Annotated in this window: 15 protein-coding genes; 10 read left to right on the top strand and 5 right to left on the bottom strand. The window is 62.3% G+C overall.

All coding sequences use genetic code 11. From position 1 onward, the window contains the following. Window positions 1-38: 38 nt before the first annotated feature. Window positions 39-356, top strand: coding sequence for a hypothetical protein (locus P0D80_RS16035; RefSeq protein ID WP_132377494.1), 318 nt, complete (start codon window positions 39-41; stop codon window positions 354-356). A gap of 59 nt (window positions 357-415) precedes the next feature. Here P0D80_RS16035 and P0D80_RS16030 read toward each other — a convergent pair whose 3' ends face one another. Beyond that, window positions 416-688 (bottom strand): hypothetical protein, encoded by a 273-nt coding sequence (locus tag P0D80_RS16030; protein ID WP_408178137.1) that lies wholly within the window; start codon window positions 686-688, stop codon window positions 416-418. A 388-nt stretch (window positions 689-1,076) separates the two neighbouring features. Here P0D80_RS16030 and P0D80_RS16025 point away from each other — a divergent pair, with 388 nt between their 5' ends. The 5 genes from P0D80_RS16025 (at window position 1,077) to lhpH (ending at window position 5,956) form a co-directional block, all read left to right on the top strand. After that, on the top strand, window positions 1,077-2,324 hold the full coding sequence (locus P0D80_RS16025) for an MFS transporter (protein ID WP_408285200.1): 1,248 nt from the start codon (window positions 1,077-1,079) through the stop codon (window positions 2,322-2,324). Window positions 2,325-2,414: 90 nt separating this feature from the next. Then, window positions 2,415-2,762: a lysozyme inhibitor LprI family protein gene (locus P0D80_RS16020; RefSeq protein ID WP_408178135.1), complete on the top strand. Its 348-nt coding sequence runs from the start codon at window positions 2,415-2,417 to the stop codon at window positions 2,760-2,762. A 190-nt stretch (window positions 2,763-2,952) separates the two neighbouring features. Next, window positions 2,953-3,663, top strand: coding sequence for a lysophospholipid acyltransferase family protein (locus tag P0D80_RS16015; RefSeq protein WP_132377491.1), 711 nt, complete (start codon window positions 2,953-2,955; stop codon window positions 3,661-3,663). A gap of 124 nt (window positions 3,664-3,787) precedes the next feature. Next, entirely contained in the window at window positions 3,788-4,909 is a 1,122-nt protein-coding gene (locus P0D80_RS16010; protein WP_408178134.1) for a branched-chain amino acid ABC transporter substrate-binding protein, read from the top strand. A 33-nt stretch (window positions 4,910-4,942) separates the two neighbouring features. Further along, window positions 4,943-5,956, top strand: a complete 1,014-nt coding sequence (gene lhpH / locus P0D80_RS16005) for a trans-3-hydroxy-L-proline dehydratase (RefSeq protein ID WP_408285195.1) — start codon at window positions 4,943-4,945, stop codon at window positions 5,954-5,956. 19 nt (window positions 5,957-5,975) lie between these two features. Here lhpH and P0D80_RS16000 read toward each other — a convergent pair whose 3' ends face one another. From P0D80_RS16000 to P0D80_RS15990, 3 genes are all read right to left on the bottom strand, one after another. Continuing rightward, a complete protein-coding gene (locus P0D80_RS16000) occupies window positions 5,976-6,674 on the bottom strand; it encodes an SDR family NAD(P)-dependent oxidoreductase (RefSeq protein WP_132377488.1) in 699 nt (232 codons plus the stop codon). 116 nt (window positions 6,675-6,790) lie between these two features. Further along, complete coding sequence (locus tag P0D80_RS15995; protein WP_408285191.1) at window positions 6,791-7,000, bottom strand: hypothetical protein; 210 nt, start codon at window positions 6,998-7,000, stop codon at window positions 6,791-6,793. Between the two features lie 281 nt (window positions 7,001-7,281). Next, entirely contained in the window at window positions 7,282-7,512 is a 231-nt protein-coding gene (locus tag P0D80_RS15990) for a hypothetical protein (RefSeq protein ID WP_408178131.1), read from the bottom strand. 280 nt (window positions 7,513-7,792) lie between these two features. On the opposite strand from P0D80_RS15990, the gene P0D80_RS15985 reads away from it, so the two are divergent. The 4 genes from P0D80_RS15985 to lra1 all read left to right on the top strand — a co-directional run bounded on the left by P0D80_RS15985 (window position 7,793) and on the right by lra1 (window position 12,050). Further along, a complete protein-coding gene (locus P0D80_RS15985; protein ID WP_132377485.1) occupies window positions 7,793-8,545 on the top strand; it encodes an SDR family NAD(P)-dependent oxidoreductase in 753 nt (250 codons plus the stop codon). Window positions 8,546-8,639: 94 nt separating this feature from the next. Then, on the top strand, window positions 8,640-9,968 hold the full coding sequence (locus P0D80_RS15980; RefSeq protein WP_408285188.1) for an MFS transporter: 1,329 nt from the start codon (window positions 8,640-8,642) through the stop codon (window positions 9,966-9,968). 36 nt (window positions 9,969-10,004) lie between these two features. Then, a complete protein-coding gene (rhmD, locus tag P0D80_RS15975; protein ID WP_012427543.1) occupies window positions 10,005-11,183 on the top strand; it encodes an L-rhamnonate dehydratase in 1,179 nt (392 codons plus the stop codon). Between the two features lie 84 nt (window positions 11,184-11,267). Beyond that, a complete protein-coding gene (lra1, locus tag P0D80_RS15970) occupies window positions 11,268-12,050 on the top strand; it encodes an L-rhamnose 1-dehydrogenase Lra1 (RefSeq protein WP_408285185.1) in 783 nt (260 codons plus the stop codon). Between the two features lie 16 nt (window positions 12,051-12,066). On the opposite strand, the gene P0D80_RS15965 is transcribed toward lra1, so the two are convergent. Beyond that, complete coding sequence (locus P0D80_RS15965) at window positions 12,067-13,068, bottom strand: LysR family transcriptional regulator (RefSeq protein WP_408285183.1); 1,002 nt, start codon at window positions 13,066-13,068, stop codon at window positions 12,067-12,069. Window positions 13,069-13,113: the final 45 nt, after the last annotated feature.

Here is a 13,113-nt window from a genome sequence, read left to right as displayed (position 1 = left end):
GGACGAGAACTGCTGCGCCGGATTCAAGGAGTCTGGACATGAAACTACGATTATGGATGGCGCTGGCCAGCGCCGTGCTTCTGCTGGTGCCGAAAACTGCGGCCGCGCTGGGCATCGAAGGCCAGCAGAGCACCGGCATGTCGGGCCGCGCGCTGATGCAACAGAACGCGAACGAATCGGCGCAAGCGACGACCGACATGTCGTTCAGCGAATCGGGACAGGGCATGCCCGGCGCCCAGCCGGTGCGCAACGTGTCCTACGGAGGCGTGGCCACGGGGCAATCGGAAGCGGGAGGCCGGCAAGGCCAGCCCTGCACGTCTTCCGGGCCGCAATGCAGAATCTATTTTGGTCGATGACCGGTCTATCTTTGGGAATGCGGTGCGCGATGGCGGGCACCGCTTCCCGTCAGCTGCCGTTATGCGAATGCCATTGTGTGTAGCGGATGATCGGCGCGCTCGCCGAAACGACCCATCATCGTGTTGAAGCCCTGTCCTTCCACGGCGGCGCGCTCGCTGAATCCGCGCAATTCGTCCAGCAGTGCGCGCCACGACGCATGCCAGCGCGTTTCCTTGATGCACGTCCCCAACGAATCCGCGATGCGCAGCACGCCGTTGTCCGGATAGAAGGTGACGGTGAGCGGCATGCCGTCGATCACGCAAGTGGCGGTGCAAGGGCGGGTAGTAACCATGGGCGATGTCCTCTTTTCTTGTGAGCGGATGAGCGGTTGTTAAAAACGCTGACGTGCGCTTCAGCAAGCGCTGTGCCCAGGTGACGCTCGCGCTTCGCCATGCCCTGCCGCGTCATTCGCACGCAGGCAGCTAAGCGTGAGATCCGCACCAATAACCCCACGCTCGACTGCAATTTTCCGGAGTCGTCAGCGAGCGAATTAATACGATGTTATGGTGTAGTCCATTCGGGTTTTCACCCGCTGATTGTCCAGACTGCAATCGCGTCACTTTCCGGCAAGCAGGCCAATATGGCCTGCTTTTTTAATCGTGCCGGGCGATCTGCGACTGGATTAGCGAGGTGCGGCCGCTCCAATCCCACCCGTTGTTAAGAGACTCGCAAACAATACTATGTTGATCGAAGACAATCTGCCCGCGAGCACCGCCTCGCTGGACGATGGCGCCTCGTCGTCCCTGCGTTCCTGGTTGGCTGTCATGGCAGTCGCCATTGGCGCGTTCGCTTTCGTGACGACGGAGTTCTTGCCGGTCGGACTGTTGCCGCGCGTCGCCGCCGATCTGGGCGTGTTGCCTGGCACGGCCGGCCTGATGGTCACCGTCCCCGGCGTCATCGCGGCTATTTCAGCGCCGGGGCTGATGCTGGTGGCGGGGCGCATGGATCGCCGGCGGGTCTTTCTTTTACTGACGGCTTTGCTGCTGGCGTCGAATCTGATTTCCGCGTTTGCGCCGAATTTCCTCTGCATGCTGCTCGGGCGCGCGCTGCTCGGCGCCGCACTGGGCGGTTTCTGGACACTGGCCACGGCGGCCTCCGGGCGTCTCGTGAAGCCGAAGGATTCGGCGCGCGCCATGGCGACGATCCTCACCGGCGTGACGTGCGCAACGGTGATCGGCGTGCCGCTCGGCACGTTCATCGCGAGCTTCGCATCATGGCGCGTGTCGTTCATGGCGACCGGCGTGCTGGTCGCGGTCGCGCTGATCGCGCAATTCTTCTTCGTGCCGTCCTTGCCGTCGACTGCCGCGCTGCGTCTGCGTGATCTGGTGGCGCTGCTGCGCCAGCCGCATCCGCGCCGAAGCATGCTGATGGTGGCACTCGCTTTCGGCGCGCATTTTTCCTCGTACACGTACATCACGCCTTTCCTGCTGCGCAACGCGAATCTGGACATGTCGACCATCACGTGGCTGCTGCTTGGCTTTGGCATTATCGGGTTCTTCTCGAACTTCGCCGTATCGTCGACGGTCACGCGCAATCTGAAAGTGTCGGTTGGTGCGATGGTTTCACTGCTGATGTTCGCCCTGGTGTTGCTACCGCCGCTGCAGCATTCGACGATCGGCGTCGTGACGCTGGTGCTTGCCTGGGGCATTTCCTTCGGCGCGTTGCCGCTGTGTTTCAGCATCTGGATTCAGCGTGCCACGCCGGATTCGCCCGAAGCCGGCTCGGCATTGTTCGTGAGCATCATTCAGGTGGCGATTGCGATGGGGTCGCTGGTGGGCGGCGTGGTGGTCGATCATGTGGGGATTTCCGCGGACTTTCTGTTCGGTAGCGGCCTCGCGTTGCTGGGGCTCGCCGCGCTGGCCAGCTTTGGCCGCAGCGAGCAGAAGGTCGCCGCTGAAGCGGTGGCTTGCCCGGCGTGTACGGAATAATTGTCGGGTATCGGTCCAGCCGTTCGGACCATGCTCACGATAGTTCAACTCGACCGCGAAAGAGTGATGAATCGACAACGCGATCAAGGCATGAAACGACACTTGCGATGGACGCTGTTGGCAATGGTCACGCTCAGTTCCGCGTCTGCATTCGCCGCCAGCTTCGACTGCGGCCGGGCGCGCTTGCCGGACGAAAAGGCCGTATGCGCATCACGGCAACTGAGTGAGATGGACGTCGAAATGTCCGTGCGCTACCAGATGCTCACGGGCCTGGTTGCAATGGGCACGCGGGGCAATATGCAGGACGAGCAGCAGGTGTGGCTGAAGTCCAGAAAAGCATGCGGCGGTAATCAATCGTGTCTGCTCAATGCCTACCGAAGACGCATTGGCACGCTCAAGGACGACTATGCCCGGCTCGCGAGTCGGGGGCCGTTTTGAGTGCGCCGGGTGTCGTCCAGAAACGGATGCGTGATAAGAACGAGGAACGCAAGCCGAATTCGATCCGTCGGTGAGCGGCGGGAGCGCCCGGCGCGCGTCTCCCGCGCGCGACCGAACGTATCACTCACGTCGGAGTCTCAACGCGTTACCATGAAATCCTTCCGCCGCTTACCATCCGATTCAGGTCCCGATGCGCTCAACTTTTACCAAATGGCTTTTTATCGTCTACCTGCTCGGTAGCGGCACGCTGTATTCAATCCTCATCCTGCTTCTCTTTCCCTTCGTCGGACGCGCTGGACGATACTGGCTCGCCAAGCAGTGGTGTCGTGCGCTGGTTTTCGTCATGCGTTGGCTACCCGGCGTTTCATGTTCGGTAGACGGGCTCGACAATCTTCCCGACGGCCCGGTGATCATCCTGAGCCGTCATGAGTCGACGTGGGAAACGCTCGCATTCCTCGCGCTTTTCCCGCGCCGCATCAGTTTTGTGTTCAAGGAGGATCTTCTGCGCATCCCGTTCTTCGGCTGGGTGTTGCGCGGCCTCGATATGGTCAGCCTGAATCGCGGTTCCGCGCGACAGGCTCACCAGGCTGTGACTAAGGAAAGCGCCGAGAGGCTGGCCAAGGGCGACGTCGTCGTCATTTTCCCGGAGGGCACCCGGGTGGCGCACGATGCACCGTTGCGAATGACGTCCGGGGGCGTTCGGCTGGCGTGCGCGACCGGCGTGCCGGCTGTGCCCGTGGTGTTGAACGCGGGCAAGGTCTGGCCGACGAAAGGCTGGCCCGACGGCCGCGGGCATATTCGAGTGGTGGTCGGCCCGCCGTTGTCTCCGCAGGACATGACTCAGCAGGAATTGAGTCACGCGGTTCACGAGTGGATGAAAAACGAACTGCTGCGGCTTTGATGATTTTCGAGCCGAGCGGTGACGCACGGATCATCTGGAGACGCGGAGCCTGGCGTACCGCTCGATTGAACTGGAACCCAATTGAGCATAAGGTGATTGCTCCCTAGTCCAATCGGAGTCCGGTATGCGATGTCTTGCAATGACTGCGGCCGCATTGATGGCCGCTGGTTTCACCCTGTCCGCGAGTGCCCAGGTTGTCGTCACCATCGGTCATTCGGCGCCGCTCACCGGTCCGCAGGCACCGAACGGCAAGGACAACGAGAACGGGGCGCGGCTCGCCATCGACGAGTTGAACAAGGCGGGCGTCACTGTCTCGGGTCAGAAGGTCACCTTTAAACTGGACTCGGAAGACGACCAGGCGGACCCGAAAATCGGCGTGCAGGTTGCGCAGAAACTGGTGGACAGCGGCGTAGTCGCGGTGGTCGGACCGTACAACTCGGGCGTGGCGATTCCCGCCTCGCGCGTCTACAACACCGGCAATGTGCCGATGCTGCCGGTCGCATCGAACCCGGCGCTGACCAAGCAGGGCTTCAAGAACATCTTCCGGATCGGCGCGAGCGACGAGCAACTGGGTGGCACGATGGGGCAGTTCGCCGCGAAGACCTTGAAGGCCAAGACGGCTGCTGTCATCGACGATCGCACGGCGTATGGTCAAGGCGTCGCCGAACAGTTCACGAAGGTCGCCAAGGCGAACGGCATTCAGATCGTGGCTCAGGAATTCACCAACTCGTCGGCGACCGACTTCCTCGGCATTCTGACGACCATCAAGGCCAAAAATCCCGATGTGATTTTCTTCGGCGGGTACGCGTCGCAGGGGGCGCCGATGGCCAAACAGATGCGCCAACGCGGACTGAGGGCGAAGCTGCTCGGCGGCGACGGCATCTGCTCGGCTGACATGGGCAAGGTTGCCGGCGAAGCGGCATCGATCGTGTATTGCGCGCAGGGCGGCATTGCGCTGGAGAAGACAGCGGCCGGCCGCGAATTTCTGCAAAAGTACAAGGCGGCCTATAACATCGATACGCAGGTCTATGCCGTGAGTTACTACGACGGCGTCAAGTTGCTGGCCGACGCGATGGTGAAGGCGGGAACCACAACGGACAAGGCCAAGCTGACCGCCCAACTCGCGAAGGAAAACTATAAGGGCGTCGCGGGCACCTATTCGTTCGACGAGTCCGGTGACCTGAAGGGCGCGCCGACCACCGTGTACGTCATCAAGAACGGCTTGCCGGTCCCTTACGGACAGTAACGGCAAGCGACCCATTGACTTCATGAAGCAAACATGAAAATTTCACGCACTATCCAGACTGTTGAAGTTCACACCGGCGGCGAGGCATTCCGCATTGTCACCAGCGGTTTGCCGCGTCTGCCCGGCGACACGATCGTCAAGCGGCGCGCATGGCTGAAGGAAAACGCCGACGATATCCGCCGGGCGTTGATGTTCGAACCGCGTGGGCATGCCGATATGTACGGCGGGTATCTGACAGAACCAGTCAGCCCGAATGCCGACTTCGGCATCATCTTCCTTCACAACGAAGGGTACAGCGACCATTGCGGCCACGGTGTCATCGCGCTGTCGACGGCGGCGGTCGAACTGGGTTGGGTTCAGCGTGAGATACCCGAAACCGAAACGCGCGTGGGCATCGACGCGCCGTGCGGGTTCATCGAAGCATTCGTGAAGTGGGATGGCGAGCACGCCGGCAATGTCCGCTTCGTCAACGTGCCGTCGTTTATCTGGAAGCAGGACGTGACCGTCGAGACACCGTCGTTCGGTTCGGTGACGGGCGATATCGCGTTCGGCGGCGCGTTCTACTTTTACACCGACGGCGAGCCGCATGGTCTCGCGGTGCGGGAGTCGTCGGTGGAAGAGCTCATCCGCTTCGGCGATGAAGTCAAGCAGGCGGCCAACAAGGCGTTTCCTGTCGAGCATCCTTTTATCCCCGAGATCAACCACATCTACGGCACCATCATTGCGAATGCGCCGCGGCATGCGGCTTCGACGCAAGCCAACTGTTGTGTGTTTGCCGATCGTGAGGTGGACCGTTCACCGACCGGCTCCGGAACGGGAGGCCGGGTCGCGCAGCTTTATTTGCGTGGAAAGCTGGGCAAGGACGACACCCTGGTGAACGAGTCCATTATCGGCACCGTGTTCAAAGGGCGCGTCCTGAGCGAAACCACGGTGGGCGATTTCAAGGCCGTCATTCCGGAAGTCGAAGGCAACGCCTTTGTGTGCGGCTTCGCGACCTGGATTATCGACGAGCGTGACCCGCTGACCTACGGGTTTCTGGTGCGTTAGGTCAGACGAGCAACGAGGCCTAGAACCGCTCGACCCACGGGCGCAGTTCGACCTCCCACGTCCACGCGCTGCGATGCTGACGATGAATGTGAAGGTATTCCCTTGCAATGGCATCGGGGTCCAGCCATTTGTCGTCCGCGCCGCCTTCTTCCGGACCTCTCGCGCTGCTGGCGATGCCGCCGTCGATCACGAAATGCGCAACGTGAATATTCTTTGGCGCCAACTCGCGCGCCATGCATTGGGCCATGCCTCGTAGCGCAAATTTGCCCATGGCGAATGGTGTCGAGCCGGGCAGTCCTTTCACGCTGGCAGTCGCGCCGGTCAGCAGTACAGTGCCGTGGCCGCGCGCCAACATGCGCACCGCCGCGGCCTGGGCCACGAGAAAGCCGCCGAGGGCAGTCACTTTGAAGGCGTCTTCGAGCTTCTGTGGCTCGATGGCTTCAACTGGCGCGCGATAGCGGCCGCTCGCGTTGTACACGACGAGATCGGGGACGCCGAATGCTTTTTCCACGCGCTCGAAGAGTGCCGTGACCTGGTCTGTTTGACTGGCGTCGCAACTCACGGGCAGGGCGCCCGTCTCGTCGACCAGGTCCGTCAGCTTGCTGGTATCGCGGGCGGCGAGCGCGACCTGCATGCCCTCCGCCGAAAACAGGCGTGCGAGGGAGGCGCTCAAGCCCTTACCCGCGCCGACAATCAATGCAGTCTCAGTTCGACTCATGGTTCCTCCGGAATCAACAGGGAAGCGCTGCGGCGTGTGTGTGCCGCATCATGCCTTGCTGATTGTAGGCGTTCACCGTGAATGGCACTGAGCTGACGGATGGTGGCGTCGCTTGCCTAAGGAGAGGCTTCGATTACGCTCCAGACCCGTTCGTCGGAGTCGCCCGTGAATTGTCTGGCGATAACGGCCCGGCATTTATCGCAGCGATAGTGCTCGAGGACGAGCGTGCCGTTGCACTCCGCGACACCGATGAGCGTGAGGTTTTCCTGCCGTTGCACATCGACTGGCAGGCCGTCGATGTAGGAGCATCCATCGCAGACTTCCATGGCGCCTCCTGACGTTCGCATCCATCGTTCGAAATGAGCCCGCGCGGAGCGGGCGAAGACTGATGCACCCGGTGACAGCGCGGGCCAAATCAGTATCCGGCTCGATGGAGCGGTTGTGCAAGTGCAAAAAAATAAAGTAAAAGGGGTTGGATGGGGCCGTCCCTCCGGGGTTTGAGCGCGATTGCGCTGCACTAGTATGGACCAGCGAGGCGTGCGCTGCCACAGGGATAAGGCGTCGTCCTGGCAACGGTGACGCAGGCACGGACGTCCAATGAAGCGCTCTACATCTTCGAGTCGACCCAGATACGCCCCCAAGCGGTTGCGTAGCCGATTGCCTGTTCGTGGTCGTAGAAAAAGTCTAGCGAGTTGAACGCGCGCGGAGGGCGTCCGGGTTCTTCGATGACGAGATCCGCCGAGTGCAAGCCATCGCCCGTGGGCGTCGTACTTGCACGCAGACCGAATCCCCGATGAAAACTGACTCTGCTGGCCGGTGTATTCAGCTGGATTTGCATTCGATTTTTATGGGCAACAACAGCCCGCTCTCTCTCTCAGTGGCGCGATTGTCCCGTCAATATATGAAGTTTCAATGACGGGGAGGGCGGATTAATACCAGGGTTTGCCTCGCTTTCCGCGATCCACTTTTGTTATCACCCCCTCCAATACTCGAATTGTTAGCGCATCGCAGCGCTCGTATATTGGCTGAACCGTCAGCACAAGCAGCACTGACAGCACAACCAGCCGGCATACAACAACACAAAGGCACGCCGCATAGGCCTGCCAAGGAGCACAGCGATGAATCGAATCGATCTGGAGGGGCGCGTAGTCGCCATTACCGGCGGCGCGCGTGGCATTGGCTACGCGGTGGCGCAACGGGCGCTGAACTCGGGCGCCTCGGTCGCGCTATGGGACGTGGACGCGGACCGCCTCGCGCGCAGCCAGCGTGAGCTTAGCGAACTGGGCAAAGTCACCGCGGTCACCGTCGAACTCACGCAGGAAGCCGCCGTCGCGCAGGCGGTGGCGCAAACCGTCGCGGATCATGGCGCGATCGACGTGCTGATCAATTGCGCCGGCATTACCGGCGGCAACGGCGCCACGTGGGAACTGGAGCCCGACGTCTGGCGCCGCGTGATCGACGTGAACCTGATCGGCCCGTATCTCACCTGTCGCGCGGTCGTGCCGCAAATGCTCAAGCAGGGCTATGGCCGGATCGTCAATATCGCCTCGGTGGCCGGCAAGGAGGGCAACCCGAACGCCTCGCACTACAGCGCCTCCAAGGCAGGTCTCATCGGCCTGACCAAATCGCTCGGCAAGGAACTCGCGACGAAGAACATTCTCGTCAATGCCGTCACACCGGCCGCGGCCAAAACCGAGATCTTCGATTCGATGTCGCAGCAGCACATCGACTACATGCTCTCGAAGATTCCGATGAACCGTTTCCTGTTGCCGGAAGAAGCGGCGTCGCTGATTCTGTGGCTCTCGTCCGAGGACTGCGCGTTCAGCACCGGATCGGTGTTCGACCTGTCCGGCGGTCGCGCAACGTACTGAGGCGACGCGGCATCACGCGAGCCTGATCTCAGTAGCGGTACACAAGACAAGAAAACGCAGAGCCGCCGCCCGCGCGCTCTGCGAAGGAGACGACATGGAAGCGCCTGCGCCCGTTTCACTCGAGGCGATCAACAGCAAGGTTATGCGCCGGCTGCTGCCGTTTCTGCTGCTGATGTACGTGCTGGCATTTCTCGATCGCGCCAATATCGGTTTCGCGCAGAAGGCCTTGCAGCACGATACCGGTCTGTCGAATGCGGCGTTTGCGTTCGGTGCGGGGGTGTTTTTCGTCGGCTATGCGTTGTTCGAGGTGCCGAGCAATCTTCTGTTGCATCGGGTCGGCGCGCGTGCCTGGATGTGCCGGATCATGGTGACGTGGGGGCTCGTATCGGCGGCCATGTGCCTTGCTCATACGCCAACCGCGTTCTACACGCTGCGGTTTCTGCTCGGCGTCGCCGAGGCGGGTTTCTTTCCCGGCGTGATCTATTATCTGACGCACTGGTTTCCGCAGTCGTCCCGGGCGCGCGCGGTGGGCGTCTTCTATTTCGGCGCGCCGCTGGCGTTTATTTTCGGTAGCCCCTTGTCGGGCTCGCTGCTCGAATTGCACGGTGCACTTGGACTTACCGGCTGGCAATGGCTCTTTCTGGTGGAAGGCGCGCTGGCGTCAGTGGTCGGCGTGTGGGCCTTCTGGTATCTCGACAATCGTCCCGAAGATGCGCGTTGGCTCGAACCGCAAGAGCGCGCCAGCTTGCGCGCGGCTCTCGACGACGACGCACTGCTTGCGTCCGCGCACGGCCCGCATCGCATTCTCGCGGCGCTGGTGGACCGCCGTGTGTTGCTGCTGTCGGCGATCTATCTGCTGATCCAGATGAGCGTGTACGGCGTGATCTTTTATTTGCCGCAACAGGTGGCGGCATTCCTTGGCACGACGGTCGGTTTGCGCGTGGGACTCGTCGCCGCGTTGCCGTGGCTGTGCGCGCTGGCCGTGACCTGGTATGTGCCGCGGCGCGCGGATCGCACGGGTGAGCATCGGCGTTGGGCGGTGGCCTTGCTGATCGTCGCCGGGCTCGGCATCGGCGTGTCGGGACTCGTGCATAGCCCGCTGCTCGGCTTGCTCGCCCTTTGTTGTGCGGCGAGCGGTTTTATCGCGGCGCAGCCGCTCTTCTGGACCTTCCCCACGCGTTACCTCACGGGCGCTGCCGCGGCGGGCGGCATCGCCTTGATTAATTCGCTCGGCGGACTCGGCGGCTTCATCGCACCGAGCTTGCGCACCGCGGCGGAACACGCGTTTTCGTCGACGTCGGCGGGACTGGTCGTGCTGGGCGTGTCGAGTCTGCTCGCCGCGCTGCTGATCGGCACGCTCTTGCGCCGCGATCCCGCGCAGCCGCACACCACTTTCGAAACCTTACTGCATCGCGCCCGCTAGGCGCTCGCTCGACGCACTCATAACGGAGCCCCATTCATGGCCATGCCTACCATCCGGCACGTGCGTGCCTTCATCGTCCGCGGCGGCGGTGCGGATTATCACGACCAACCCGGCGGACACTGGATCGACGATCACATTTCCACGCCGATGGCGCGTTATCCGGAGTATCGGCAGAGCCGCCAGTCGTTCGGTATCAACGTGCTCGGCACGCTGGTGGTGGAGATCGAAGCGAGCGACGGCACCGTCGGTTTCGCGGTGACGACGGGCGGCGAGATCGGCGCATTCATCGTCGAGAAACATCTCGCGCGTTTTCTCGAAGGCCAACTCGTTACCGACATCGAGAAGATGTGGGATCAGATGTACTTCTCCACGTTGTACTACGGCCGCAAAGGCGTGGTGCTGAATACGATCTCGGGCGTCGATCTCGCGTTGTGGGATCTGCTCGCGAAAGTGCGCAAGGAGCCGGTGTACCAGCTATTGGGCGGTCCGGTGCGCGACGAACTCGTGTTCTACGCAACCGGCGCGCGGCCCGATCTCGCGAAGGAGATGGGTTTTATCGGCGGCAAGCTGCCGTTGCAGCACGGTCCGGCTGAAGGCGAAGCGGGCCTCAAGCAGAATCTGGAAAAGCTCGCGGACATGCGCAGCCGCGTCGGCGACGACTTCTGGCTGATGTACGACTGCTGGATGAGCCTCGACGTGCCGTATGCGACGCGGCTCGCGCAAGCGGCGCACGAATACGGCCTCAAGTGGATTGAAGAATGCCTGCCGCCCGACGACTACTGGGGTTACGCCGAACTGCGCCGCAACGTGCCGCGCGGCATGATGGTGTCGACCGGCGAACACGAAGCGACGCGCTGGGGCTTTCGCATGCTGCTCGAGATGCAATGTTGCGATCTGATTCAACCGGATGTCGGCTGGTGCGGCGGCATTACCGAATTGATCAAGATCTCCGCGTTAGCGGATGCCCATAATGTGATGGTCGTGCCGCACGGTTCATCGGTGTATAGCTATCACTTCGTGGTCACGCGGCACAACTCGCCGTTCGCCGAGTTTCTGATGATGGCGCCCAAGGCTGACGAGGTCGTGCCGATGTTCACGCCGCTGCTGCTCGACGAGCCGGTGCCGGTGAACGGACGCATGAAGGTGCCGGACACGCCGGGATTCGGTGTGAGGCTGAATCCGGAATGTGCATTGGTGCGGCCTTATCCGCGTTGATTACGCGCGTTGATTGCGTTAGTTGAGTTGCGGCGCTCGCTGCGCGTAACCCGCCGCAACGTAGAAACATAAAAGGAGAATGACGTGCTGCTCAAGGACAAGGTCGTGATCGTCACCGGCGGCTCGCGCGGCATCGGCCGTGCGATCGCGGTTGCGTGCGCAACCGAAGGTGCGGACGTGGCGATCAACTACTGGGGCGATAACGATGCATCGTATGGACGCCGCTCCGCGGTCGCGGAAGTGGTCGCCGAAATCGAGGCGCTGGGGCGGCGCGTGATTGCGATCGAGGGCAACGTCGCCGCGCGCGAAACCGGTCAGCAACTGGTGCGCCATACGGTCGAAGCTTTCGGCAAAGTCGACGTGCTAGCCAGCAACGCGGGCATCTGTCCGTTCCACGCGTTTCTCGACATGCCGCCGGAAGTATTGGAATCGACGGTGGCGGTCAATCTGAACGGCGCCTTCTATGTCACGCAAGCCGCCGCGCAACAGATGAAGCTGCAGGGCACGGGCGGCGCGATCGTGGCGACGAGTTCGATCAGCGCGCTAGTGGGCGGCGGCATGCAAACGCATTACACGCCGACCAAGGCTGGCGTGCATTCGCTGATGCAATCCTGCGCAGTCGCATTGGGACCGTACGGCATTCGCTGCAACTCGGTGATGCCGGGCACCATCGCAACCGACCTGAATGCGGAAGACCTCGCCGACGAAGCCAAAAAAGCCTACTTCGAAAGGCGCATTCCGCTCGGCAGACTGGGCCGCCCGGAAGATGTCGCCGATTGCGTGACGTTCCTCGCTTCCGACCGCGCGCGCTATGTGACCGGCGCGGCGTTGCTGGTGGACGGCGGTCTCTTCGTCAACCTGCAGTAACGCGCCGATGCCGATTTCAGTTCACGGGAGCCGAAGACGCGATCACCGAGTCGGGAGCGGCCGCGGCGGTGTCATCGCGCTTGAGCTTGCGCGAGAAACCGCGCAACAGGTCGATGAAGCGCAACGCCGGTTCGGCGAGCGGTTCTTCCTTGCGCGTGAGAATGCCGAAGCCGGCGAGGCTCTTGCCGATTTCGAGCGGCAGTGCGACCAGCAGTTTGCCGCGCAAATGATCACGCACCACCGACTCGGGCAGCATCGCCACCGCATCGTAATTTTCGAGCAATTGCAGCGTGGCGAAAATCGACGCGCATTCGGTCAGGTTCACCGGCGTGGCCAGTCCCGCGCGCGCGAGTTCCTCTTCGAACAGTACACGCGCCGGACTGGTGACAGGTTGCGCCACCCACGGCCAGTCGATCAGTTCACGCAGCGTGAGGCGCGTGCGCTGCGCGAGCGGATGCACCGAACGCACCACCAGCAACAACGTCTCGCGCGCGAGCGGCTCGAAACTGAAATCGTTGTGTTGCAGCGGACTGGTCAGGCGCCCAAGCGCCAGATCGACTTCGCGGCGATGCAGCAATTGCACGACCTGGTCGCTGGTTTCGCCGAGAATGCGCACGTTCAGCAGCGGGCTTTCGGTTTTCAGCGCGGCGACCGCCATGGCGAGCAGATCGGGCGCGGCGCCCATGATCGCGCCGACCGTCAGTTGGCCGTGACCGCCGCGGCGTTTCACGTCGAGGTCTTCGGCGAAACGGGTCAGTTCGGCCAGCGCGCGCCGCGCGTAAGCCAGCGTGACGACGCCGAGCGGCGTGGGCGTCATGCCGCGCGCGTTGCGCTCGAACAGCAGGAAGCCGAACGCTTCTTCGATATCGCCGAGCATGCGGCTCGCGCTCGGCTGGGCCACGTTGACGGCCTCGGCGGCCTGATGGAGATTGCGCGCGTCGTCGAGCGCGACGAGCAGCGCGAGGTGTTTGAACTTGAGCCGATTGACGAGTGCGACGGTTGCTGAGTGTTGGCTCATGGGGCGGGTGCGATTCGGTTTGTGGATCGCCCAATCCCAACTTCG

The sequence above is a fragment of the Paraburkholderia sp. RL17-373-BIF-A genome (assembly GCF_046030175.1).
Lineage (GTDB): Bacteria > Pseudomonadota > Gammaproteobacteria > Burkholderiales > Burkholderiaceae > Paraburkholderia.
The sequence above is the reverse complement of the archived record's forward strand: the minus strand, read 5'-3'. Positions and strand labels throughout refer to the sequence as shown.

Excerpts from the sequence above, each read along its gene's own strand:
- P0D80_RS16020 (WP_408178135.1), top strand. The coding sequence starts at position 2,415 with ATGAAACGACACTTGCGATGGACGCTGTTGGCAATGGTCACGCTCAGT.
- P0D80_RS15990 (WP_408178131.1), bottom strand. The coding sequence starts at position 7,512 with ATGCAAATCCAGCTGAATACACCGGCCAGCAGAGTCAGTTTTCATCGG.
- P0D80_RS15980 (WP_408285188.1), top strand. The coding sequence starts at position 8,640 with ATGGAAGCGCCTGCGCCCGTTTCACTCGAGGCGATCAACAGCAAGGTT.
- P0D80_RS16015 (WP_132377491.1), top strand. The coding sequence starts at position 2,953 with ATGCGCTCAACTTTTACCAAATGGCTTTTTATCGTCTACCTGCTCGGT.
- P0D80_RS15965 (WP_408285183.1), bottom strand. The coding sequence starts at position 13,068 with ATGAGCCAACACTCAGCAACCGTCGCACTCGTCAATCGGCTCAAGTTC.
- P0D80_RS15995 (WP_408285191.1), bottom strand. The coding sequence starts at position 7,000 with ATGGAAGTCTGCGATGGATGCTCCTACATCGACGGCCTGCCAGTCGAT.
- P0D80_RS16025 (WP_408285200.1), top strand. The coding sequence starts at position 1,077 with ATGTTGATCGAAGACAATCTGCCCGCGAGCACCGCCTCGCTGGACGAT.
- P0D80_RS16035 (WP_132377494.1), top strand. The coding sequence starts at position 39 with ATGAAACTACGATTATGGATGGCGCTGGCCAGCGCCGTGCTTCTGCTG.
- P0D80_RS16010 (WP_408178134.1), top strand. The coding sequence starts at position 3,788 with ATGCGATGTCTTGCAATGACTGCGGCCGCATTGATGGCCGCTGGTTTC.
- rhmD (WP_012427543.1), top strand. The coding sequence starts at position 10,005 with ATGGCCATGCCTACCATCCGGCACGTGCGTGCCTTCATCGTCCGCGGC.
- lhpH (WP_408285195.1), top strand. The coding sequence starts at position 4,943 with ATGAAAATTTCACGCACTATCCAGACTGTTGAAGTTCACACCGGCGGC.
- P0D80_RS16030 (WP_408178137.1), bottom strand. The coding sequence starts at position 688 with ATGGTTACTACCCGCCCTTGCACCGCCACTTGCGTGATCGACGGCATG.
- P0D80_RS16000 (WP_132377488.1), bottom strand. The coding sequence starts at position 6,674 with ATGAGTCGAACTGAGACTGCATTGATTGTCGGCGCGGGTAAGGGCTTG.
- P0D80_RS15985 (WP_132377485.1), top strand. The coding sequence starts at position 7,793 with ATGAATCGAATCGATCTGGAGGGGCGCGTAGTCGCCATTACCGGCGGC.